Here is a 23,200-nt window from a genome sequence, read left to right on the forward strand (position 1 = left end):
CTGCTGCGCTTACGTTCCGTGGTCCCAGGAGTCCATGTACTCGCGCTGGGTCTCCGTCAGCGAGTCGTGGTCGACGCCCTCGGCCTCGAGTTTGATCTCGGCGATTTCCTTGTCGAGCTCGTCCGGCACGTCGTGGACGCCCGCGTCGTAGGCGTCGCCGTTCTCCAGCATCTCGCGGACACAGACGGCCTGAATACCGAAGCTCTGGTCCATGACCTCGACGGGGTGGCCCAGCGAGACGGGCGCGGCGAGGTTGACCAGGCGACCCTCGGCGATGACGTTCAGTTTGCGGCCGTCCTCGAGTTCGTAGGCCTCGACGCCGTCGCGGGCCTCGTAGCGGTCGACTGCGAGGTCGTCTAACGCCTCGAGGTCGATCTCGATGTCGAAGTGGCCGGCGTTCGCGAGCAGGACGCCGTCCTGCATCTTCTCGAAGTGCTCCTCGACGATGACGTCGCGGTTGCCGGTCGTCGTCAGGAAGACGTCGCCGACCTCGGCGGCCTCCGACATGGGCATCACGTCGTAGCCCTCCATGTGAGCCTCGAGGGCGCGTCGGGGCTCGACCTCGGTGACGATGACGTTCGCGTTCTGGCCCGCGGCCTTCTTCGCGACGCCCTTGCCGCAGTAGCCGTAGCCCGCGACGACGACGTTCTTGCCGGCCCACGAGAGGTTCGTGGTCATCGCGATGGAGGCCAGCGAGGACTCGCCGGTGCCGTGGACGTTGTCGAAGAGGCGCTTCATCGGCGTGTCGTTGACCGCGAAGACGGGGTAGTCAAGCGCCCCGTCACGGTCCATCGCGCGTAGGCGGTGGACCCCAGTGGTGGTCTCCTCGGCCCCGCCGACGATGCCGTCGATCAGTTCGGGGTAGTCCTCGTGGATCGCCGCGACGAGGTCCATCCCGTCGTCGACCGTGATCGTCGGCTCGTGGGCGATGACGGCCTCGATGGCGGCGTAGTACTCCTCGTCGTCGACGCCGCGTTTCGCGTAGCTGGTGATGTTCTCGTGAGTGTCGAGCGCGGCGGAGACGTCGTCGTGGGTCGACAGCGGGTTGCAGCCCGTGACCGCGACCTCGGCGCCGCCCTCTGCGAGCGTCTCGACGAGCATCGCCGTCTTGGCCTCGACGTGCATCGCCATGCCGATGCGTTCGCCCTCGAAGGGCTGGTCGGCGACGAACTCCTCGCGGACGGACTCGAGGATGGGCATGTGCTGGGCGGCCCAGTCCATCTTGCGACGGCCCTCCTCGCGTGCGGACTCGAGATCGTCGAGTTGCTCGCTGATCGGCGGATACGCAGTGTCGGTCATGAGTGGACTGAGTGGGAGGGGCGCCAAAACGCTACCGAAGCGATGTCGAGCGTGGAACGGCTGTTCGAAGCGAAACGATCGGTGGACGAGCGACTCCCCCACTGGAAACTGTCGCTCAGCCAGTATCGATCTCGGTCGAAAAAGGTCGTTCGAACGGCGACGACGGGGTTCGTTCCTCTGACGACTCGAACGCCGCACCGTCGACCGCCGTCCGCCAATCGGTCGTTAGTTGTTCGGACCGGCGTGAGACGGCGGACCGCCGCCGTCTTCCGCTTCGTCGTCGTCAGCGTCCTCTTCCTCCTCGTCTTCGACATCGTCGTCGGTATCGTCATCCTCGTCCGGCGGACCGGCGTGGGCCGGCGGACCCTGGCGCTTCTCGTCGTCGTCATCGTCGACGTCGTCACCGCCCGACGGACCGGCGTGGGCCGGCGGACCCGCGTGATCCGGCGCGTTACCCGGGTTGTGGTCGACGACGAAGCCGGCCAGTGCGAGACCGAACGGCTCGTCGCTCTCGTTGTCGGACGCGTTCTCGTGTTCCTCCATGAACTGGCCGACGAGCGAGCCGAAGTTCGGCGCGGTATCGTCGTCCTCCTCGGCCGGCTCGAGCGTCGCCGTCGTCTCGGCAGTCTCGCCGTCGAACGCCGCCGTGACGGTCACGTTGATGCTCTCGTTGCCCTCGGGCGCCGGAAGCGAGAACGTGCCGTTCTCGTCGGTCGTCCCGCTGGCCTCGTAGGAAACGTTCTCGCCGTCGGCCGACGCCGAGACGCTCGCGTTCGCGACGGCCTCGCCGTCGGCGGTGACAGTCACGACCCCATCGGTGACGTCGATCGAGAGCGTCACGTTCTCCTCGATCGAGTCGTTCTCATCGACCGTCTCGTTATCAGACGTATCAGTTTCGTTGGTCGGTTCTACCGTCTCGTCCCCGTCGGAGAGCGAGGCGGCCTCCGTGGTTGCGCTCGCTGCTGCCGCGGCCGGCAGTGCGAACAGCGATACCAGCATCGCGACGGCCAGGGCCGTCGCAAACAGTTTTCGTCTACTCATTCCGCTCGAGACATTCAGCAATTCGTGAATAAACCCCCCGGGTGGTTCTCGGTGTTTCTTGCACACCGAGACGGATTGAGAGACGTTTTGAACGTTTATAATTAGTTCTGAGTGTTCAGATTTCGGTGCGGACGGCGGCCACAGACGGTCCGATCGAGGTCACTCTTCGGCCGCGGTGACCAGCGTTTCGGCCGCCTCGCTCGCTCGCGACCGGACTGCCCCCTCGTCGAGGGTCGTGACCTCGCGGTCGCGCATGAGGACCTGTCCGTCGCAGACGGTGTGGCGGACGTCCGCAGCCGCCGCGGCGTAGGCGAGGTGACTCACGGGATCGTGACGCGGCGTGAGATGTGGCTTTTCGAGGTCGATCACTGCGAGATCGGCGGGCGAGCCTTCCTCGAGGCGACCCGTGTCGAGCCCGATCGCGTCCGCGCTGCCCTGCGTCATCATCTCGACGACCGCCTCCGCGGGGACGGCGCTGGCGTCCTCGGCCGCCAGTTTGCCGATCATGGCCGCGTCGCGGGCCTCGTCGAGCATCGAGAGGTCGTTGTTCGAGGCCGCGCCGTCGGTCCCGATGCCGACGGTGACGCCGGCCTCGCGCATGCGCTGGACGGGCGCCATGCCGCTGGCCAGTTTCATGTTCGAGGCCGGGCAGTGGATCACGCTCGTCCCGGCCTCCGCGAGCAGGCCGATCTCGCTCTCGTCGACGTGGACGCCGTGGGCGACGAAGTCCCCGTCTTCGACCATCCCGCGCTCGGCGGCGTAGGCCAGCGGCCGCACGCCGTGCTCCTCGACGATCGGCGCCACCTCGTCTTCGGTCTCGTTGGCGTGGTAGTGGATCGGGACGCCGAGCTCGCGGGCCTGCGGCACGAACTCCTCTAAGTACTCGCCGTCGACGGTCGTCAGCGAGTGGGGCATGAACGCCGACGAGATCCGGCCGTCGGCCAGCCCGTCGATCTCCTCGGCGACCGCGAGGCCCTCGCGGGCGTCCTCGCGGGCCGCGTCCGCGTCCTTGGCGACGGAGATCACGCCGTGACCGAGGCGGGCCCGCAGCCCCGCGTCGGCGACCGTCTCGGCGATCGTCGGCACGAAGAAGTACATGTCCGCGAACGAGGTCGTCCCCGACTTGATCATCTCGAGGAGGCCGAGTTCGGTCCCCGCGCGGACGGTGTCGGCGGTCAGTTCGGCCTCGACGGGCCAGATGTCCTCCCGCAGCCAGGCGTCCAGCGGCTTGTCGTCGGCGTAGCCCCGGAGCAGGGTCATCGCGACGTGACAGTGGCCGTTGACGAACCCCGGCGTGACCAGCGAGTCCGCGGCGTCGAGGGTCTCGTCGGCCGCGCCCGCGAGATCGTCGCCGATCTCGAGGATTTCGCCGTCGTCCTGATCGATCAGTACGTCCGCTCGGGTCACCGTGATATCGGGCAACAGCACCTGCCCGCCGGTGATCGCCAGCGTCGTCATGGCTCGGCGTTTCGCGCGGAGGGGCCTTATACTGTCGACCCGACGGCGGTCCGAGCCCCTGGCGGGAGCCGTCCGGCGCCGAATCCCGCCGACCGACCGGAGATTTATCCCCCATTTCGGTGAACTGCCACCATGAGCGGGAGCGACGACGACCGGGCCGGGCGGACCGACGCGACGACCGACCGCGGCGAGCGGCCGCCGTCCGACCGCCGCGACGAACCGCGGACCGACCGGCCTCCCGTCGACCCGCAGGACGATCGGGAACGCGACGCCTCGAGTCCGGAGCCGAACCGCGGCGGCGGGACGGAGCCGCCCGACTCGCCTGCCGGTCCGGGCTCCCGGCGGAATCGGGTCTGGGCCGCGCTCCTGCTCTCGCTCGCGGTCGTCGCCGTCGGTACCGCGGGGACGATTTTCGTCGCTCACGACGCGCCGACGGCGGCCGCCGGCGCCGCCGTTCTCGGGGTCGGACTGGGCGCGGCCGGCCTCGTCGGCCGAACGATCGCCCCGTCGCTGCTCGGCCGCCTCGACGACGCGTGGGCAGAGCACCGGCCGTACGTCTGGTTCTCGGCGGCGCTGTTCGCCCTCGGGATCGGCATCGGCGTCGCGCTGTACGCCGCCGGCGTCGACCTGACCGAGCTGTTGCTCGAGGTGATCACGGAGGACCTCGGCGAGGGCGAACTGCCCGGAGGGGGCGTCGATCCCGGCGGTGGGATCCCGTTCGAGCCCACGGCGTCGTTTTTCATCGCGAACAACACGCCGGCGTTCCTGTTCGCGATCGGCGGCGCGCTCACGCTGGGGATCGCGACGCTGCTGATCATGGTCTTCAACGGGCTGCTCATCGGTAACGTCGCGGCCGTCCTCGGCGCCGAAACAGGTCCGCTGGTGATCCTCGCTCTGATCGGCCCGCACGGGATCTTCGAGCTTCCGGCGCTGTTTATCGCCGCCGGCGTGGGGTTCCGGTTCGTCCACCGGGTCGGCCAGCGCCTCGTCGGCTCCCGAGACGCGCTGTTCACGAAGGCGTATCTCCTGCGAACGACCGTGTTCGTCGTCTTCGGCTGGCTGCTGCTCGTCCTCGCCGCGTTCGTCGAGGCCTACGTGACCTTGCTCATCGCGGACGCGCTCGTCCCGATGTAGCGTGGAACTCGACACCCGGCGTTCGATGGACTGACCGAACTCCGCCGTGCGGTGGCGCGCGCTGTCGGCTGGTCGAGCGAAGCGAGGTGCGACCGACGGGAGCACCTCGGATGCGAACGGGGAACGGAGTGACCCGTGAGCGATAGCGAGACCAGCCGACGAACCCGTGCGAGGGATGAGCGAGTGAACAGCGTGAACGAGCGAATCGGTTGGGGAGGGTGTGGCATTCTCCGTTGCCACGGTATGCGGAAAGTCAGCTGCGTCCGTCGATTACTCACCGAAACAAGGGAAATCCGTCGAAAACCGGAGTCCGCAGATACCGCACGCGACTAGCGTCGCAGTCGGCCGAGCAGTTCGTAGTCGTGATCGGGCGTGTACCGCCGGAACAGCAGGCTGTTCGAGAGCACCGACACCGACGACAGCGCCATCGCGCCGGCCGCGAGCACCGGCTGGAGCAGCCCCAGCGAGGCCAGCGGGATCATCGCGGTGTTGTACCCCAGCGCCCAGACGAGGTTCTGCTTGATCTTCGCCAGCGTGGCCTCCGAGATCCGGATCGCCTTCACCACGTCGAGCGGATCGTCGCGCATCAGGGTCACGTCCGCGGCCTCGATGGCCACGTCGGTCCCCGAGCCGATGGCGGTGCCGACGTGGGCGACCGCCAGGGCCGGCGCGTCGTTGACCCCGTCGCCGACCATCATCGCCTTGCGACCCGACGACTGGATGTCCTCGAGGGCGTCGGCCTTGTCCTCGGGCAACACGCCGGCGCGGACGTTGTCGGGGTCGATCCCGACCCGCTCGGCGACCGCACGGGCCGTCCGCTCGTTGTCGCCGGTGATCAGCATGACGTCCAGCCCGCGCTCGCGCAGGTCGGCGACCGCGTCGGCCGAACTCTCTTTGACCGTGTCGGCGTCCGCGACCACGCCCGCGACCGCGCCGTCGACCGCGACCAGCATCGCCGTCTTCCCCTCGCGCTCGAGGCGTTCCATCGCCGCTTCGGCGGGCGCGGGGTCGACGCCCCCGCTCTCGAGCAGCCGCCGGTTGCCGACCAGCACCTCGCGGCCGCCGACGGTCGCCCGGACGCCCTGCCCGGGGACGTTCTCGAAGTCTTCGGCGTCGACCAGTTCGAGGCCGCGCTCTTCCGCGCCCTCGACGATGGCCTGCGCGAGCGGGTGTTCGCTGTCGCGCTCGGCGCTGGCGGCGAGGCGGAGCACCTCGTCCTGGTCGAGCGTGTCGCGGGTTTCCACTACGCCGCCGTCGGCCGCCGTTTCGCCGCCGTCAGCGGCCGCTCGGGCGCCCTCTCCCTCGTCCTCGAGGGCGACCACGTCGGTCAGCGTCATCTCGCCGGTGGTCAGCGTCCCGGTCTTGTCGAAGACGACGGTGTCGACGTCCTTCGCGCGCTCTAAGACGTCGCCGCCCTTGAACAGGACGCCGTTTTGCGCGCCCAGCGTGGAGCCGACCATCGTCGCGGCGGGCGTCGCCAGCCCGAGCGCGCAGGGACAGGCGATCAGCACTGCGGAGGCGAAGACGACGACGGCGAACTCGAACGTCGAGAGGGCGGCCGGGCCGCCGCCGACTAGTCCCAGCGCCGGAACGACGTCGACGATCCCGACCAGCGTCTCGGGGAAGAGGAACCAGACCAGCCCCCAGAAGGTCGCGTTGAGGATGACCGCGGGGACGAAGTACGCCGAGATGCGGTCCGCGAGGTTCTGAATCTCCGGCTGGCGGGACTGGGCCTCCTTGACGGTCTGGACGATCCCCTGCAGGGCCGTGTCCTCGCCGACCTTGGTCGCCTCGACGACCAGCACGCCGTTCTCGTTGATCGTCGAGCCGATTACCTCGTCGCCCTCCTCCTTCTCGACGGGGACGGACTCGCCGGTGACCATCGACTCGTCGACCGCCGATTGGCCGTCCACGACGACGCCGTCGGTCGGGACCTTCTCGCCCGGCCGGACCTTCATCCGGTCGCCGACGTCGACGTCCTCGAGGGGCACTTCCTCCTCGTTGCCCTCGTCGTCGACCAGCGTGGCCGTCTCGGCCTCCATCTCGAGCAGTTTCCGCAGGGCGTCGCCGGCCTGGCCCTTCGAGCGGGCCTCGAGGTAGTTGCCGAGCGTGATGAACACGAGGATCATCGCGGCGGTGTCGAAGTAGAGGTTCCCCGCGAGCAGGCCCAGCAGGACGACGAGGCTGTAGACGTAGGCCGTCGAGGAGCCCAGCGCGATCAGCACGTCCATGTTGGCGGTCCGATTCTTCGCGAGCGCGGTGTAGGAGTTCTCGAGGAACTCACGGCCGAGCACGACGTAGACCGGCGTCGCGAGCAGGAACTCGACCCAGCCGAAGGAGACGCCGAAGACCGTCTCGGGCAGGACCGAGCCCCCGAGCAGGAACCTGTTGGCGAGGAAGAACAGGAACGGGGCCGAGAGCACGGCGCCGAAGATCGTCAGCCGGCGCTGCTTGCGGATCTCGGCCTGCCGGGCCGCGTCGCGACGGTCCTGGTCCGACTCGTCGCCCTCCCCCGTATCGTCGCGGACGGGCGTGTAGCCGGCGTCCTCGATCGCTCCGTAGAGGTCCGCGGGCGAGGCGTCGGCCGGGTTGTACGCGACGGACGCCTCGTCGGTCGCGTAGTTGACCTCCGCCTCGATGACGCCGGGGACGGACTCGAGGGCCGACTCGTTCGTTTCGGCGCAGTTCGCACAGGACATGTCCGTGATCCCGATCGACCGGCTCGAGCGGTCGGCCTCGTAGCCGGCCTCGTCGATCGCCGCGTATATCTCGGCGAGCGATACCGCTTCGGGGTCGTACTCGACGGTCCCCTCGTCGGTGGCGAAATTGATGGTCGCCTCGCGGACGCCGTCGAGGGACTCCAGGGCATCGCTGATCGTCTGCGAACAGTTCGCACAGCTCATGCCCCGGATGTCCAGGTGTGCGGTCCGGGTACTCATTAGTAACTCATAGGGGACTCCGCCTTACCCACTTTACTGGTCGAAATCCAAAGTTCAGAGCGGTCCGAAGCTTCGCATCGAAAGTCAGACGCCCTCCTCGAGCCGATCGTATCGGCCTTCGAACCGGCTCGAGCAGGACGGACAGCAGAAGTGGTACACCTCGCCGTCGATTCTCGTCGATTCCCCTTCGCTGTCGACGGTGTTGCCACACTCCGCGCAGGTGAGCGCGAACTGCGTGCCCTCGAGCGAGGGCGTCCACTCCGCGTCGTCGATCAGCGTCACGTCGTAGTCGACGCCGTCGCCGTCGGGGAGCAGCCCGTCGAGCCACTCGCGGACGCGCTGAACCTGCGCGCGGGCGTAGAACCAGAGCTCGCCGTCGGCGGTGACGAACACGTGCTCGACGGCGTCGGCGTCCGCGACGGCCGCTCGGCAGTCCTCGACCGTCCCCGCGGGGACGGTCGCCCGCACGAACACCGGGACGCCGGCCCGGAGCTGCGCCTGATCCACGTCGACGGTGAACCGCTCGATGACGCCCGCGTCCTCGAGGCGCTCGACGCGGTCGGAGACGGCCGGCCCGGAGAGCCCCACTCGCTCGGCGATCTCGCTGTAGGGTCGACGGGCGTTCTCGCCCAGCAGCCGCAGGATCGTCATGTCGGTCTCGTCGAGGTCGCGCATACGCCCCGTTCGGGCTCGAGTGAAAAGAGCGTGCCGCCCGTCACTTTGGAATCGAAACCCTCGAACCCGTTCGCGTTCGAATCGAAAGCAGAAACGCACAAAGTCCGGCGGCCCCTCTCTTCTCGTATGAGCCAGACCATCACCGTCGAAGGCATGTCCTGCGAGCACTGCGAACAGACCGTCGAAGAGGCGCTCGAGGGCGTCGAAGGCGTGCAGTCGGTCGACGTCGACCGGGAGGCGGCGCAGGCCACCGTCGAGGGGGACGCGGAGAGCCGGGAACTCGTCAGCGCGGTCGACGAGGCCGGCTACGACGCGAGCGCGTGATCGGAATCGGGTGACGTCTCCCCGATATTCCGTCGGGTCGCTTCTCAGCCGAGATCTGCCCCCTCGAACAGGCGGTAGCCCGCGAGGACGGGAACGATCCCCCACGCGAGCAACACGACTACTGAGAACCAGTCCGCGAGGTAGAACGGCACCGCACCCGCGAGCCGGTTCGAGAGCTCGAGCGTCTCGGGCGAGACGGTAGCGGGGACGTCCTCGAGCGGGAACTCGGGAACGGCGTCCACCCGCTCGTCGAGGACGGCACCGACGACGACGCGGTAGGCCTCGAGCGGGTTGAGCCGCTTCAGGAGGAAGTACCAGGGCTCGGCCTGAATCCCCGGGAGCGATCCCGTGACCGCATAATAGGTCCCGACGACGACCGGCTTCCAGAAGAACACCATCCCCACGAACGAGCCGATGGTGAGCGTCCGCGCCCGTCCCTGCGTCGAGGCGGCGGCCGAGCCGCCGACCGCGAGGGCCGTGAACGTCAGCCCGAGCAGGACGCCGGTCGCGACGAACCCGGCGAACGTCGTCACGTCGGGAACGCCGTACAGCGCCACGACGAGACCGCTGGCCGCGGCGAACCCGATCAGTAGCGCCGCCCCGGTGACGAGCAGTCGACCGGCGAGTTTGCCGACCACGATCTCCCCCCTCGAGAACGGATAGCTCAGCAGCACCCGCAGGCTCCCGGATCGGCGCTCGCCGACCACGGCCATGTAGCCGACGGCCAGCGCGATGCCCGGGACGAACAGCTGTGCGAGCATCGCGACGCCCGACAGCGCCAGCGCGGCGTCGACGGTCACGGGCTCCGGAAAGAGCTGTTCGGCCGAGAGCAGCGACATCACCAGGAAGGCGACGAAGACGGCGATGAGCCCCCAGAGCAGCCGCGAGCGGACGGCGTCCTCGAAGTCCTTCCGGGCGACGTCCCGCCAGGTGGCCGTCACGGCGCCACCTCCTCGACGGGTACGGGGTCGTCCGTCTCCGCGTCGCGAACGTCGCCGTCGGTCGTGTACGCCGTGAACACGTCCTCGAGCGACGCTTCCGCGGAGTCGACGTCGAGGATATCGACGCCGGCGTCGGTCAGCCGGGTGACGACCCGCGCTTTCGCGCGCGAGTCCGAGCAGGCGACCCGGTAGATGCCGTCCGCCGACCGAACCGACTCGACGCCGTCGATATCGCCGATACCGACGTCGATACCGCCGGTCACGCGCAGGCGGAGTTCCGAGCCGGCGCCGACGGTTTTCCGCAGCCCCTCGACGGTGTCGACGGCCACCAACTCGCCGTCGGACAGGATGCCGACGCGGTCGCAGACCGCCTCGACCTGGCCGAGGACGTGACTCGAGAAGAACACCGTCGTCCCGTTTCGAGCCTCCTCGCGGACCAGATCCCGCATGCGGCGAATGCCGTGGGGATCGAGCCCCGAGGAGGGTTCGTCGAGGATCAGCAGGTCGGGATCGCCGACCAGCGCCATCCCCAGCGCGAGCCGCTGTTGCATGCCCTTCGAGTAGTCGCCGACCGACCGGGCCGCGTCGCGGTCGTCGAGTCCGACGCGGTCCAGTATCGCGTGAGGGTCGTCGTCGGCGTCGGCCCACTCGATCGCGAACTCGAGGTGACGCCGACCGGTCAACCGGTCGTAGAGGTCGATCCCGTCGGGGAGCACGCCGATGCGCTCCCGGATCGCCGCCGACTCCTCGCGGACGTCCACGCCGAGGACCGTCGCGGTCCCCGCGGTCGGGCGGACGTAGTCCAACAGCACGTCGATGGTCGTGGACTTGCCGGCGCCGTTCGGGCCGAGGAAGCCGAACACTTCCCCCTCCCGAACGCGCAAGTCGAGGCCGTCGACGGCCACGACGTCGTCGAAGCGTTTGGTCAGGTCGTTCGTTTGGATCGCAGCCATCGCCCGCCGATACCGGCGCGAAACGCATTGGCCGTGCTCCGAGTATACTGGGACGGTTTATTCCGGCTCGAGCGGCGCGGCCGGTCGGTCGGAAACCGGTCAGGCGAGTGATCGGTGACCAACGCTTTACCCCGGTTCGTGGTACCTACGCGCATGAGGGAAGCCCACGTGACGCTCACCGATCCGGCGTTCGATCGGATGGGAATCGCGGAGCTGGTCTCGCTCAGTCGCGAGGCGGGGGTACTGGGATTCGAGGAACTCGCGTGTCACGGGACCGGAGCCATCGTGCAGGTCGCGGTCGAGAGACCGATCGACGAAGAGCGGCTGTCCGACCTCGAGTACGTCGACTGGTGGGAGCGAGTCGCCGACGCGGACGACGACCACCGCTACGTGATCGCGTTTACCGCACCGGGGCTCCCCCAAGGGCTCGCGGAGCGAGCGGACGACCTGATCGGGACCTGCGAGCCGGACGTGACCGATCGGGGCGCGACCCTGTCACTGGTCGGCTCACGGGAGACGATCTCCGAAACCGTCGCCGAGTACGAGGCCGCGGGCGTGTCGCCGGATCTCCGGAAGTTCGGGACCTACGACGGACGTGATCACCCGCTGGACGAACTGACCGACCGCCAGCGCGAGGCGATCGGAACCGCCTACGAGATGGGGTACTACGAGGTACCGCGGACGGTGACGAGCGAGGACGTCGCCGCCGAGCTCGAGGTCGATTCGTCGACGGTCGCCGAACTGCTCCAGCGAGCCGAGCGGAACCTGCTGGAACAGCACCTGTAGCCCGGTGCGCGGGGAGGGCGGCGTCGTTCGAGCGCTCGAGCGGTCAGTCGGTGAGTGCGGCCGCCAGTTCCGTGGCGCCCTCGAGCGGCATCGCGACGGTCGCCGCCGAGACGGAGTCGGCCCACCGCTCGTACGCCTCGCGGTCCGGGAACGCCCTGACGTACGGACAGACCGCGGCGTAGACGTCCGCGTGCGACGGCTCGCCGTTCGACGGCGGTTCGACGCTATCGTCGACGCCGAACGAGAACACTGCCGTTTCGGGAGTGGTCGTCAGGCCCGTGGTCCCCGCGGCGCGCGCTTCGATCACCGTTCCGTCCGGGCTCTCGGTTCGAATCGCGACCGGCCGCTCGGCGAGCGCGGACAGCAGCACGGCGTCGTAGAAACACCGGAAGCGGTAGCGGGTGCCGTCGAGCTCGCCCCAGTGAGCCGTCTCCTCGCCGGCGTGGCACAGATCGTCGACCGCGATCGGTCCGCCGCCGGTCCGACGACGGACCGCGGCGATCCACTCCTCGAGCGTTTCGACGGGTTCCGCACCGAGGAGTCGTCCCAACGCCGTCTGCAGATCCGAGGGAAGCTGTGTCTCGAGAACCGGGACGTCGGATAGCCATCGATCGGTCGTCGAGTCCGGTTCGCGCGTCCGGTCGTCAGTGCCGCTCCCACGGGCACCAGAATCGTCCGTCATACTCGGTAGACGAGCGGTCAGGGCTATCGAGGTGACTCCCAATTTACTGGGACCGTTTAGATGGTCGACGGAAGGTCGACGGAGAACGGTGCGCGAACGGCGTGCGAGGTGATCGGCACGGTTCGGTCACCGAGTCAGTCCGCCGGCCGCGGCTCCCGCGGCGCGGAAACGCCCGGCAGACCCGGTATCGAGAGGTCCGTCCGGCGGAGGAACTGCGCGTTGATCGCGACGATCACCGTGCTGAGCGACATGAGCAGTGCGCCGACGGCCGGCGAGAGGAGGATCCCGATCGGCGCGAGGACGCCCGCCGCCAACGGGATCGCGAAGACGTTGTAGCCCGCCGCCCAGACGAGGTTCTGCTGCATCTTCCGGTAGCTCGCGCGGCTGAGTTTGACGAGTCGGACCACGTCCATCGGATTGTTCTGGACGAGGACGATGTCCGCCGACTGGACCGCGACGTCCGTCCCGCTCCCGATCGCGATACCGATGTCGGCTCGCGCGAGCGCTGGCGCGTCGTTGACCCCGTCGCCGACCATCGCGACGGACTTGCCCTTCTTCTGGAGCTCCGTGATCTTCTCGTCCTTGTCCTCGGGCAACACCTCGGCGAAGACCGTGTCGATCCCGAGGTCGGCCGCGACCGCGCGGGCGACGTCCTCGGAGTCGCCGGTCAGCATCGCCACCTCGAGCCCCAACTCGTGGAGCGCGTCGACGACGCGGTAGCTCTCCGCGCGGATCACGTCCGCGAGCGCGAACGCGGCGACGGGCTCGCCCTCTCGGACGAGATACACTACGGTTTGCGCGTTCTCGCCCGCTCGAGCGGCGAATCGCTCGAGTTCCGTCGGCACGTCGCCCTCGAGTTCCGAGAGGAGGTTCGGCCCGCCGACGTAGATCCGTTCCCCATCGACCGTCGCGCGGACGCCCTTGCCTTTCAGCGCCTCGAAATCGGTCGCGGTTCGGCGCTCGAGGCCCCGCTCGTCGGCCGCCTCGCGGACGGCCTGTGCGATCATGTGCTCCGAGTCGCCCTCGACAGTGGCGGCGAGCCGCAGGGCTTCCTCCTCGGAGGCGTCCTCGACGGTCGCGATGTCGACCACGCCCTGCTCGCCCTCGGTGAGCGTCCCGGTCTTGTCGAAGACGACGGTGTCGAGCGTACGGGCCTGCTCCATGGCGATCCGGTCCCGGACGAGCATTCCGTTGCGCGCGGCCAGCGAGGTGTTGATCGCGATCACCAGCGGGATCGCCAGTCCGAGCGCGTGCGGGCAGGCGATGACGAGGACGGTCACGACCCGCTCGATCACTGCCGAGTCGAACCCGGTCGCGATCGTCCACGCGACGGCCGTGACGGCGGCCGCGCCGAGGGCGACGTAGAACAGCCAGCCCGCGGCGCGGTCCGCGAGCGCCTGCGTCTTCGACTCGCTCGACTGGGCCTCCTCGACGAGGCGCATGATGCCCGCCAGCGTCGTCTCCTCGCCCGTCGCGCTGATCCGCACCCGGAGGCTCCCGTCGCCGTTGACCGTCCCGCCGATCACCTCGTCGCCGGGCTCCTTCGAGACGGTCGTCGACTCGCCGGTGATCATCGACTCGTCGACGTCCGACTCGCCCGTCTCGACGACGCCGTCGGCGGGCACGCTCGCGCCGGGCCGGACGAGCACGAGGTCACCCTCTGCGAGTTCGCTCGCCGGAACCTCCTCTATTTCACCGGGCTGTGCACGGTTATCCGCGGGACGTGGTCCCGCGCTCTCGCCGTCGTCCGTGATCCGCTCGGCGGTATCGGGCATCAGCTTCGCCAGTTCGTCCAGCGCGCTCGAGGCCCGCCGGACGCTACGCATCTCGATCCAGTGGCCCAGCAGCATGATGTCGATCAGCGTCACCAGTTCCCAGAAGAACGCCGACTCGGTCGGGACGACGAGGCTCGCGAGGCTGTAGACGAACGCGACCGCGATCGCCATCGAAATGAGCGTCATCATCCCCGGCGCGCGATCCCGCAGTTCCGGGACGGCCATCTCGAGGAAGGGGACGCCCCCGTAGGCGAAGACGATCACCGCGAAGACGGGGACGATCCACTCGCTGCCGGGGAACGCCGGCACCGAAAAGCCGAGCCACTCCTGGAGCATCTCGCTGTACAGCAGGACGGGGATCGAGAGCAGCGTCGAGACGAAGAATCGGCGGCGGAACATCGTTTCGTGGCCGGCGTGCATGCCGCCGTGGGCGCCGTGGCTGCCACCACCGTGCCCGCCACCGCGATCCTCGCCGTACCGGCCGTGACTCCCGCCGCGCTCGTCGCCCGTGTGACCTCTCTCGCGCTCCCGTCGATCGCGGATCTCGTCTCGGCCGCGGGCGGCGTCGGCCTCGTCCTCGAGTAGCGACTCCTCGACGCGGTCCGATCGCTCGTCGGCGTCTCGAGCGCCCTCGGTCGGCACCGAATCGCTCCCGGTTCGGCGGTCGCGGTCGTCCATGAGCCGTTCCTCGGGTCACCGAAACGGTATCGCGAACCAAGGAACCGGGGCTGGCGACTCCCGGGGAAGGGGTTCGGGCGCCGACGGGTCGTCCGGATGAAAAGACAATTCCCCGCCGGCGACCAACGGAGGCCATATGCGAATCGCCGTTCCCAACAAGGGCCGCCTGCACGAGCCGACGATCGACCTCTTAGAGCGGGCGGGGCTCCATCTCGAGAACGGTGCCGACCGGAAACTGTACGCCGACACCGTCGATCCGGAGGTCTCCGTCCTCTTCGCCCGCGCGGCGGACATCCCGGAGTACGTCGCCGACGGCGCGGCCGACCTCGGAATCACGGGGTACGATCAGGTGCAGGAAGCGCGCGTCGACACCGTCTCGGAACTGCTGGATCTCGAGTTCGGGCGCTGTCGGCTCGTCCTCGCGGCGCCGGAGGACGGCGACATCGACGGCGTCGACGACCTCGAGGGCGGCACCGTCGCCACCGAGTTCCCGAACATCACTGAAGACTTCTTCGCGGACACCGGCGTCGAGCCCGACATCGTCGAGGTCACGGGCGCGACGGAGCTGACCCCGCACGTCGAGATGGCCGACGCCATCGTCGACATCACCAGCACGGGGACGACGCTGAAGATGAACCGGCTGGCCGTCGTCGAGGAGGTGCTCTCGAGTTCGGTCCGGCTGTTCGGTCGCGAGGACGTCCTCGACGACCCGAAGGTCGAGGAGGTCCGGACGGCGCTCTCGTCGGTCAAGCAGGCCGAGGGCAAGCGCTACCTGATGATGAACGTGCCCCGGGAGCGACTCGACGACGTCCGCGACGTCATCCCCGGCATGGGCGGACCGACGGTGATGGACATCGCCGGCGGGGAGACGCCAACGGGGTCTCCGGACGGGGAGACGCGAGCGGAGGCCGAAGGCGACGGGATGGTGGCCGTCCACGCGGTCGTCGACGAACGACGGGTCTTCGAGACGATCACGGAGGTCAAGAACGCCGGCGCGAGCGACATTCTGGTGACCGAGATCGAACGGCTGGTGGAGTAATCGCGGCCGCGCGGCGCCCGGTTCGCGCGGAGCGACAGCGGGCCCGAATCCTCCGAGCTACGGCCGCGACGACAGTCACGCGCGATCCGAGTTGCTGAGCGCCTCGAGATCGAGGACCGATTCGAACGCCGAGAGCCGCGCTCCGGGGGCGACGCAGCCGCACCCTTCGTCGTAGGCCAGCACGCGGTAGTTCTCGAGCAGCGGCAGGTGGGTTCGACACAGCGAGACGTGGACGCGCTGGCGCAGTTCCAGCAGTGAGGTGACGGCCGTCGCGTCGTGTTCGGCGTCGGCGATCCGGGCGACCAGCGCCGGCAACTCGAGCGTCTCCTCCGCGTCGAGCAGACAGCGCAGCAGTTCGCGGCGGCGATCGCTGTCCAGGACGCGGCGGACGGCCGCCTGCGGGATGGAGTCGTCGGCGGCGACGGCAGTCCCGTCCGCACGGTCGTCGCCGTCGTCCGCGCGCCGACGGCGGCTGGCAGGTGACGCGGTCGTCGGCCGGTCTGTGTGGATCGTCATCGATACCAGACACTCAGCGTCGGCGAGTGGATAAACCGGGTCAGTCGTTGGGCTGCTTGAGACCGAATTCAACCCACTATGGATCGTTCAACGGGGTTTGAACGATCGAAATTCGGCGGAAGAGCGGTGAAGTGACGGCGAAACGGTTTCCGGGCCGGTGATCGGCGAGAGTCGAAAAACCGCCTCGACTATCGACCGAAAGCGACCACTAATGCCAATGAGCAGAACAGTTATCGACCGAGATGGCGTCCGTCCGCGGTGGTTCGAACCCAGTCGGTGGCGGTGTCACGAGCGCGGCGCGGTGCGTTCGAGAATCGCACTGTGATTCTCGAGCCCACAGCACTGCGACACGCGGCTGTGGACGCCGCGGAAAACTATACGGCCCTTAACCGCGAGCCGATGAGGGGGCGAAAACGGGTGGCGCTACTCGAGCAGGCCCAGGTCCTCGAGGCGGGAGACGATCTTGTCGACCGCGTGTTCGGCGTCCTTGGGCTTCTTGCCGCCCGTGATGACGAGCTTGCCGGAGCCGAACAGCAAGGCGACGACCTCGGGCTCGTCGAGGCGGTAGACCAGACCGGGGAACTGCTCGGGCTCGTACTCGATGTTCTCGAGGCCCAGCCCGATCGCGATGGCGTTCAGGTTGAGGTTGCGGCCCAGATCGGCGCTGGTGACGATGTTCTGGACGACGATCTCGGGGTCCTCGTTGACCTGGATCTGGAGTTCGCGGAGCTTGTCGAAGACGATGCGGAGGCTCTCGTGGACGTCGTCGGTGCTCTTGGCACCGGTACAGACGATCTTGCCCGAGCGGAAGATCAGCGCGGCGGACTTGGGGTTCTGGGTGCGGTAGACGAGGCCCGGGAACTGCTCCGGATCGTAGTCGGCGCCCTCGAGGTCCATCGCGACGCTCTGAAGGTCGAGTTCCTGCCCGATACCGGTCGACGCCACCACGTTTTCGATGTTGATGGTGTCCTTGGGATCCGTCATAAGTCGCTTAAAAAGACGTATTTAAGGTTTATAAAGGTTAGTACCGCCACCTGATATATCCGGTATATTCGACGGCTCCGAAAGCGTGTTATATGCCAATTTAACCGGTGTCACTGGCTCGCAAGTGGGTTTAAGTCAGGACGAATTCGAAGCCGATCGGCGTTCGGAACGGCGCGGCGACGACCGCGAAGCGGTAGGCTCATGGCCGCCGCCGCGGTGAGCTACGGGCGTGTACCTGCTCGAGCTCGGCGGCGAGGACGACGCGTTCGCGGCCCGCGAAGCGACCAGCGCCGCGACCGGCGTCCGGCGGATCGCCCCCGGCCTCGCCGTCGCGAACGCCGTCAGCTCCGAGCGCGTCCGCGGACTGGCGTACACCCACCGCGCGAGCGAGCTGATGGGTCGGACGGACGCCGACCTCGAGAGCGCGCGGGCGCTGCTCGAGACCGCGCCGATCGACCGCGAGGGGAGCGTCGCCGTGCGCGCGACCGACGTCCACGGCTCGACGGCCGTCAGCACCGAACGCGCGGAGCGCGAACTCGGGAGCGTGCTGGTCGAGCGGGGCTTTTCAGTCGACCTCGACGACCCGGACCACGTGCTGCGTGCGACGTTTTCCGAGGGGACGCTCGAGGGCGGCGGGAGCCTCGAGGCCGACGCGGAGACCGGCGACCTGTTCGCCTCGGAGGGGGCGGACGCGGACGCACTGAGCGAACGCGTCTCCGTCTGCGCGCTGGGCTGGCTCGCCGCCGAGAGCGTCCGCGACTTCGGGAGCCGCGCGCCGACGGACAAACCCTTCTTCCAGCCGGGGAGCATGGACCCCCTGCTGGCCCGCGCGGCGGCGAACATCGCGGGCGCCCGGCCCGGCGCGACGATCCTCGATCCGATGTGCGGGACCGGCGGTGGCCTCGTCGAGGCCGGTCTCGTCGGCGCCGACGTCGTTGGAACGGACGCGCAGGAAAAGATGGTCCGTGGCGCGCGGGAGAACTTAGCACACTTCCTCGAGCCCGAGACGGCGTCGCCGACCGGCGTCGACCGCGGGGGCTGGGCCGTCGCGCGCGGCGACGCGACCCACCTTCCGCTCGCGGACGACGGCGTCGACGGCGTCGTCTTCGACGCGCCCTACGGTCGCCAGTCGAAGATCGAGACCCACCGCCTCGAGGATCTGGTGTCCGGGGCGTTGGCCGAGGCGCGACGAGTCGCCCCGCGGGCCGTGATGATCGCCGATCGATCGTGGGCGAGCGAGGCCCGCGCGGCGGGATGGGAACTCGAGGCCGCGTTCGAACGCCGCGTCCATCGCTCGCTGACGCGGTACGTGCTCGTCCTCGAGCGACGGGAGCCGTCGACGTAGGGGCGAGCGGACCGAGACTCGATCGGACGCGATCGGGTCGGGCCGCGGCACCGACCGGCGACGGCGGCGAGCTACTGCTCGACGTCGCAGGTGAACGTGGACGCGATCCACGCGCGATCGTTCTCCGGATCGACGATGACGCCGCCGACGCCGTCGTCGGACGTGAATTCGCGGAATTCCTCGCGGATCCGATCGTCCGCGGCGTCGGCGTCGGTCATCGGAGTCCCCGCGACCGTCGGTGACGGTTACGGGGTATCGGGTCCGTCGCGGGACGGGCGCCACTCGTCGCGGCACGCGTCGCTACAGAACCGAGCGAGACGGTACGTGTCGTCCGCGTCCGTCCACCCGACAGTCGGATGCCAACTGCCTCGATCGAGGCTCGTCCCGCAGTTCGCACACCGATCGGGGGCGTCGGACGCGTTGGTGGTCGATGGGGAGTCATCCATCGAACCCGTCGTGGCTGACGATGCGCATCTCAGTTCACGCGCGCAGGCATCGAGGTGGCCCGGTCGTCGGACGTCTCCGCGTCCGGGAAGACGGTAACGGTGCCGTCGCGGACGCTGACGGTGCAGCCCGCGATCGAGAAGGAAACGTGCGTATCCGCCTGCGGACGATCGCCGTTGCGTGGCTGGAAGATACCGTTGAGGGCGTCGGGGTCGATCACCGAGTACAGCGGCGGTAGTTCGTCGACCGGCGTCTCCGTCGCGTCTGCGACCGCCAGCGCTACCGTGGTACACACTTCATCGGATCGAGAGAGACGTCGGGTCGTTGGCTCAGTTGCGCTCATCTGTTATCTATTCGGAGAAACGAACCGTTCGGGGAAAGCAGTACTAGCTCAATTGAGAGGTACCCCTCTCGAGCGGACGCTATCAGTTGAGATATCCCCGATAGATCGACTCGAACGACGGTCGAGCGCTGCAAATGGAGACCCCTCAGTGCGTTCGGTCGACTGACACGTCGATCAGTCGGTGTAGAGCAGCGTCAATAGCTTGCGCAGGGCCGCTCGGAGGTGGTGGTTGAACGTCGGCTGCGTGATGTCGAGGGTCGCCGCCACGTCCCGCCCGCTGCTCGCGCGCGGCGATTCGAAGTAGCCGCTGAAGAAGGCCGTCCGAAGGACCTCCGCCTGCCGATCCGTCAGCCGGTCCGCCAGCGTCGTCTGGAACGCCTGTCGCGTCTGTACCGATCGCTCGTCCTCCCGACTCGCCACCAGCGATGTCCCGGGATACGTCGACTGAAACCGCTCTGCAAACCCTCGAACGTCCGCATCGCTGGAGAGTTCGACCGTCAAGTGGCCCGCTCCGTCGGCCGCCGTCAGCGTCTGCACCGTCACTCCCTGCTTGAGACAGAACGAAACGACGTTCGGCTCTCGCAGCGTACACTCGAACACGCAGTCGGTCGCCCGCTCCGCGACGAGCGTGAACTCCTCGATGACGAGCGATCGTTCGGCGAATTCGACTACTTCGTCGACCGATGCGCCGCCGGTCGAGAAGAACACCCGGAGCCGATCGTCCATTCGCGGAACGACGCTCTCGACGGTGCACTCGCAACCGATCTCTGCGGTCAGCTCGAGAAAGACGATATCCGCGTCCTGCACCTCGAACTTGAGTTCGACGATCCGGTCGCTGATCAGCGCTCGCTGGCTTTCGACCGCGTTGATCGCGTGGGCGATCGTCTCGCCGAGTTCGGTCAGCACGGACTGTACTCGCTCGGTGAAGATCCGCGGACGGTCCGCGTAGATCGTGAGGACGCCGTACAGCGTCTCCGCGTAGACGAGAGGGATGCTGGCGATGGACCGATAACCGCGTTTCATCGCTTCCTCGCGCCGTGAGGCGGACGACAGCTTCTGGACCGCGTCCTCGACGACCCGGAGTTCACGCGTCCGCACGGCGGCCCCGACCGGGCCGCACTCGGCCGAATCCCCGTCGGTCTCGAACGGGACGCTGTCGAGGTAGCCGTTCTCGACACCCGACCGAGCGTTCGGCGTAACCGTCCCCGAGAGCGAGTCGTGGGCGCCGATCCAGGCGAAGCGAAACGAATCGACGGCCACCAGTCGATCGCAGACGGCCTGCTCGATCTCGGTTCGCGTCGTCGCGTGGACGACGCTCTGGACGACGTCACGGATCATGGTGTTGATCCGGTTGAGTCGTTCGAGGGACTCGGTCTGCGACTCGAGCGCAGCCTCTCGCTCCTGCAGTCGCCGTTCGCGGCTGAGCCGATCGAGTGCCGCCTCCGTGTTCGTCGCCAGGATCGTCGCGTAGTCGACGCCGATAGACGGAATCGTCGGCGCGTTCGTCGAACCGACGAGGAACACACCGTGCGTATCGAGCGGGAAGGTGAGCCGACTTCGCAGCGGAGAGTCGGTGTCCGAGAGGGAGGACTGTGCGTCGTCGGCCGTAGCGACGTCGACCTGATTCGTGGCGAACACGCGCTCTACGATCTCCGCACAGGACGCCGATAAGCAGGTCGAGACCTCGGCCGCGTCGTCGGTCGGTTCCTCGGTGAACAGTAGTTCTTCGGCCCGATCGGTGGCAGCGCGGAGCCGCAACTCGCCTCGATCGGTGTCGTAGAGACAGATCACGGCGACGGGAAAATCGAGGGATTCGGCCGCCGCCGTGACCGCCCGCTCCGCGATGTCGTCGAAGGAGGTCATGGACATCAGTTCCCGCGAGACCGTCGAGAGCGCGGTCAACTGCGTTTCGCGATGGTGGCGTTCGAGCGCGTGTCGGAGCGATCGGGTCAGTAGCCCGCTGGTGATCTCGTCTTTGACGAGGTACGCCTGTGCGCCCTGCTGGACGGCGCGGACGCCGACCCGTTCGTCGGAGAGGCCGGTCAGCACCACGATCGGCACGGCCGCGGAACGCTCGAGGACGGTCGTGAGCGTGTCCAGACCCGAACTGTCCGGCAGTCCCAGGTCGAGCAATACGATGTCGACCGACGACGCCGCTAACCGCTCGAGTCCCGTCTCGAGGCGATCGGCACGAAGGATCTCCACCGCCTCGGCTCCGCGGTCGACGTCCGATCTACGGTCTCTACCGCGTTCGATCGACGACAACGGGACGGTCGTCTCCCGAAGCATCTCTTCGATCAAGCGAGCGTCGCCCGGATTGTCCTCGACGAGCAGGATCCGGAGACCGTCGTTCGCTATCATGTAAGAATATAGTTATCTATCATTCAGTTGCGGCCGTATACCAACCATAATTCAGAATACATTTACGGCCTATCTCTGATACGTCCACGTGGTCACTCATCGAATACATGATCTGATGACGAGGAAGCAAATAAATCCATAGGAGGCCGTGACCGGATGGTTATCCCCCAATGAATTCGAGCGGCATCCCATTCGTCGTTTGTCATAACCGCCCGATTCGTCGGTCGGTGCGTTAGTGTACTCGGATCGACAAGACGGTTCGTCCGAGCGGACCGTCGCACGCCGTTCGCGTGTCGAGGTCCGAGGGCAGCACCCGATTTCGCTACTCGGTGTATCGCCGCGAGCGCGACGGCCGGCACCTCACGGATCCGTGTCCCGGTCGCGGAGCACGGCCGTCTTCGTCGAATCGTCCGGAGGAACGCGAGCGTTCCGCGGTTCCGCTCGCACCGACGCCTGCCCGAGCAGGCCGACGGCCGACGCCGTTTCCAGCGATCGAAGCACGCGTCGGCGAACCGATTCGGTTTCGAGCCGCCGCTCTACGGGTTCGGGTCCTCCGATCGAGAGACTGTACCGTGTTCGTCAGTGGTGGGAACGCGACCGATCACCGCGTCCTCGAGCGCGGTTCACTGCGCCGACGCCCGCCGCTCGAGCAGCGACTCCACTTCCCGAGCGACCTCGGGGGGCATGACGATCCGCCGCGGGCCGGGAACGTACTGCCCGTCGGGCTGGGCGTACTCGAGCGTCACGATCGCCGCATCTCCGACGCGGCGACTCGAAGCGTCCCGAATGACCGCGAGATCGATCGCCTGATCGGGATCGTAGAGGTAGATCGTCCCCTCCTCGCGGTCGAGCGCGCCGACCGACCGCAGAAACGAGGCGAGCACGAGCGCGACGAGGGCCAGCGGGACCAGCAGCGCGGCCAGGCCGGTAAACGGTCCGGCGCCGACCGCCAGCAGCTCCCGCTGGGAGACGATCCGACCGACGGCCATCAGCGACCCCATGACCGCGAGCATCGCGATCGTTCCGAGGGCGGCGTCCACCGCCCGCTCGAGGCCCTGCCCCGAGGGCGCGTCGACGGGCAGTCGGCGGGCGAGGGCCGAGAGGTGTCGTTCGGTGTCGCCGACGGTGGCGACGGCGAACACCGTCACGACGAGGGCGGCGAACACCGCGATGACGAGGCCACCGGCGCCGCCCTGTCTGGCGAGGTCGTACAGGCGCCAGAAGACGATGATGGAGACGGTCGCGAAGAACGTTCCGACGCCGAGCGACCACAGGAGCCGGACGGTTCGCGACGTCGAGGCGTCGCGTCGCCACTGGATCGTCTCGGCGTCGCTCGAGTCCGCGGACACGTCCTCGTCCATACGCTCACTCGCGACCGGTCGTGTAAAGCCTGTTCGATGTCGACCGACTCATACGGTCTCCCGTCAGTCAGTGCCGGTGCACCCGCAGGCGGTCGCGGGTGCACCGGTACCCAGTGACAATA

20 protein-coding genes are annotated in these 23,200 nt (G+C 68.1%); 5 read left to right on the forward strand and 15 right to left on the reverse strand.

The window, feature by feature from the left end:
* Positions 1-9: 9 nt before the first annotated feature.
* The 3 genes from WD430_RS06815 to WD430_RS06825 all read right to left on the reverse strand — a co-directional run bounded on the left by WD430_RS06815 (position 10) and on the right by WD430_RS06825 (position 3,798).
* On the reverse strand, positions 10-1,299 hold the full coding sequence (locus WD430_RS06815; RefSeq protein WP_339105263.1) for an adenosylhomocysteinase: 1,290 nt from the start codon (positions 1,297-1,299) through the stop codon (positions 10-12).
* 225 nt (positions 1,300-1,524) lie between these two features.
* Positions 1,525-2,340: a carboxypeptidase-like regulatory domain-containing protein gene (locus WD430_RS06820; RefSeq protein WP_339105264.1), complete on the reverse strand. Its 816-nt coding sequence runs from the start codon at positions 2,338-2,340 to the stop codon at positions 1,525-1,527.
* 159 nt (positions 2,341-2,499) lie between these two features.
* The gene (locus tag WD430_RS06825; RefSeq protein ID WP_339105265.1) at positions 2,500-3,798 is read right to left on the reverse strand and encodes an amidohydrolase; all 1,299 of its coding nucleotides are present in this window, start codon (positions 3,796-3,798) and stop codon (positions 2,500-2,502) included.
* A gap of 132 nt (positions 3,799-3,930) precedes the next feature.
* On the opposite strand from WD430_RS06825, the gene WD430_RS06830 reads away from it, so the two are divergent.
* Positions 3,931-4,932 carry a stage II sporulation protein M gene (locus WD430_RS06830; protein ID WP_339105266.1) on the forward strand — a complete coding sequence of 334 codons (1,002 nt, stop codon included), beginning with the start codon at positions 3,931-3,933 and terminating at the stop codon, positions 4,930-4,932.
* Positions 4,933-5,261: 329 nt separating this feature from the next.
* On the opposite strand, the gene WD430_RS06835 is transcribed toward WD430_RS06830, so the two are convergent.
* Positions 5,262-7,871, reverse strand: coding sequence for a heavy metal translocating P-type ATPase (locus WD430_RS06835; RefSeq protein ID WP_339105267.1), 2,610 nt, complete (start codon positions 7,869-7,871; stop codon positions 5,262-5,264).
* An 84-nt stretch (positions 7,872-7,955) separates the two neighbouring features.
* Positions 7,956-8,546 carry an AsnC family transcriptional regulator gene (locus WD430_RS06840; RefSeq protein WP_339105268.1) on the reverse strand — a complete coding sequence of 197 codons (591 nt, stop codon included), beginning with the start codon at positions 8,544-8,546 and terminating at the stop codon, positions 7,956-7,958.
* A 126-nt stretch (positions 8,547-8,672) separates the two neighbouring features.
* Between WD430_RS06840 and WD430_RS06845 the strand changes: the two genes are divergently transcribed.
* Positions 8,673-8,870 carry a heavy metal-associated domain-containing protein gene (locus WD430_RS06845; protein WP_339105269.1) on the forward strand — a complete coding sequence of 66 codons (198 nt, stop codon included), beginning with the start codon at positions 8,673-8,675 and terminating at the stop codon, positions 8,868-8,870.
* Between the two features lie 44 nt (positions 8,871-8,914).
* On the opposite strand, the gene WD430_RS06850 is transcribed toward WD430_RS06845, so the two are convergent.
* Complete coding sequence (locus WD430_RS06850; protein ID WP_339105270.1) at positions 8,915-9,811, reverse strand: ABC transporter permease subunit; 897 nt, start codon at positions 9,809-9,811, stop codon at positions 8,915-8,917.
* Positions 9,808-10,764: an ABC transporter ATP-binding protein gene (locus tag WD430_RS06855; RefSeq protein ID WP_339105271.1), complete on the reverse strand. Its 957-nt coding sequence runs from the start codon at positions 10,762-10,764 to the stop codon at positions 9,808-9,810. The genes WD430_RS06850 and WD430_RS06855 overlap by 4 nt, the downstream gene beginning before the upstream one ends.
* 153 nt (positions 10,765-10,917) lie before the next feature.
* Here WD430_RS06855 and WD430_RS06860 point away from each other — a divergent pair, with 153 nt between their 5' ends.
* Positions 10,918-11,550 (forward strand): helix-turn-helix domain-containing protein, encoded by a 633-nt coding sequence (locus WD430_RS06860; RefSeq protein ID WP_339105272.1) that lies wholly within the window; start codon positions 10,918-10,920, stop codon positions 11,548-11,550.
* 43 nt (positions 11,551-11,593) lie between these two features.
* Here the strand turns inward: WD430_RS06860 and merB are convergent, their stop codons facing one another.
* Both merB and WD430_RS06870 read right to left on the reverse strand, forming a co-directional pair.
* The gene (gene merB, locus WD430_RS06865) at positions 11,594-12,232 is read right to left on the reverse strand and encodes an organomercurial lyase (protein WP_339105273.1); all 639 of its coding nucleotides are present in this window, start codon (positions 12,230-12,232) and stop codon (positions 11,594-11,596) included.
* A gap of 134 nt (positions 12,233-12,366) precedes the next feature.
* Positions 12,367-14,685, reverse strand: a complete 2,319-nt coding sequence (locus WD430_RS06870) for a heavy metal translocating P-type ATPase (protein WP_407067138.1) — start codon at positions 14,683-14,685, stop codon at positions 12,367-12,369.
* Between the two features lie 136 nt (positions 14,686-14,821).
* Between WD430_RS06870 and hisG the strand changes: the two genes are divergently transcribed.
* Entirely contained in the window at positions 14,822-15,724 is a 903-nt protein-coding gene (gene hisG / locus WD430_RS06875; RefSeq protein WP_339105274.1) for an ATP phosphoribosyltransferase, read from the forward strand.
* A gap of 75 nt (positions 15,725-15,799) precedes the next feature.
* Here hisG and WD430_RS06880 read toward each other — a convergent pair whose 3' ends face one another.
* Both WD430_RS06880 and WD430_RS06885 read right to left on the reverse strand, forming a co-directional pair.
* Positions 15,800-16,240 carry a hypothetical protein gene (locus WD430_RS06880; protein WP_339105275.1) on the reverse strand — a complete coding sequence of 147 codons (441 nt, stop codon included), beginning with the start codon at positions 16,238-16,240 and terminating at the stop codon, positions 15,800-15,802.
* 423 nt (positions 16,241-16,663) lie between these two features.
* A complete protein-coding gene (locus WD430_RS06885; RefSeq protein WP_005554970.1) occupies positions 16,664-17,224 on the reverse strand; it encodes a TATA-box-binding protein in 561 nt (186 codons plus the stop codon).
* Between the two features lie 229 nt (positions 17,225-17,453).
* Here WD430_RS06885 and WD430_RS06890 point away from each other — a divergent pair, with 229 nt between their 5' ends.
* Complete coding sequence (locus tag WD430_RS06890) at positions 17,454-18,569, forward strand: methyltransferase domain-containing protein (protein WP_339105276.1); 1,116 nt, start codon at positions 17,454-17,456, stop codon at positions 18,567-18,569.
* Positions 18,570-18,640: 71 nt separating this feature from the next.
* On the opposite strand, the gene WD430_RS06895 is transcribed toward WD430_RS06890, so the two are convergent.
* From WD430_RS06895 to WD430_RS06910, 4 genes are all read right to left on the reverse strand, one after another.
* Positions 18,641-18,787 carry a hypothetical protein gene (locus WD430_RS06895; protein WP_339105277.1) on the reverse strand — a complete coding sequence of 49 codons (147 nt, stop codon included), beginning with the start codon at positions 18,785-18,787 and terminating at the stop codon, positions 18,641-18,643.
* A gap of 257 nt (positions 18,788-19,044) precedes the next feature.
* Positions 19,045-19,308, reverse strand: coding sequence for a HalOD1 output domain-containing protein (locus tag WD430_RS06900; RefSeq protein ID WP_339105278.1), 264 nt, complete (start codon positions 19,306-19,308; stop codon positions 19,045-19,047).
* Between the two features lie 222 nt (positions 19,309-19,530).
* A complete protein-coding gene (locus WD430_RS06905; protein WP_339105279.1) occupies positions 19,531-21,717 on the reverse strand; it encodes a bacterio-opsin activator domain-containing protein in 2,187 nt (728 codons plus the stop codon).
* A gap of 623 nt (positions 21,718-22,340) precedes the next feature.
* Positions 22,341-23,078, reverse strand: coding sequence for a hypothetical protein (locus tag WD430_RS06910; RefSeq protein WP_339105281.1), 738 nt, complete (start codon positions 23,076-23,078; stop codon positions 22,341-22,343).
* Positions 23,079-23,200: the final 122 nt, after the last annotated feature.

Source organism: Haloterrigena sp. KLK7 (genome assembly GCF_037914945.1).
Classification (GTDB): domain Archaea; phylum Halobacteriota; class Halobacteria; order Halobacteriales; family Natrialbaceae; genus Haloterrigena; species Haloterrigena salinisoli.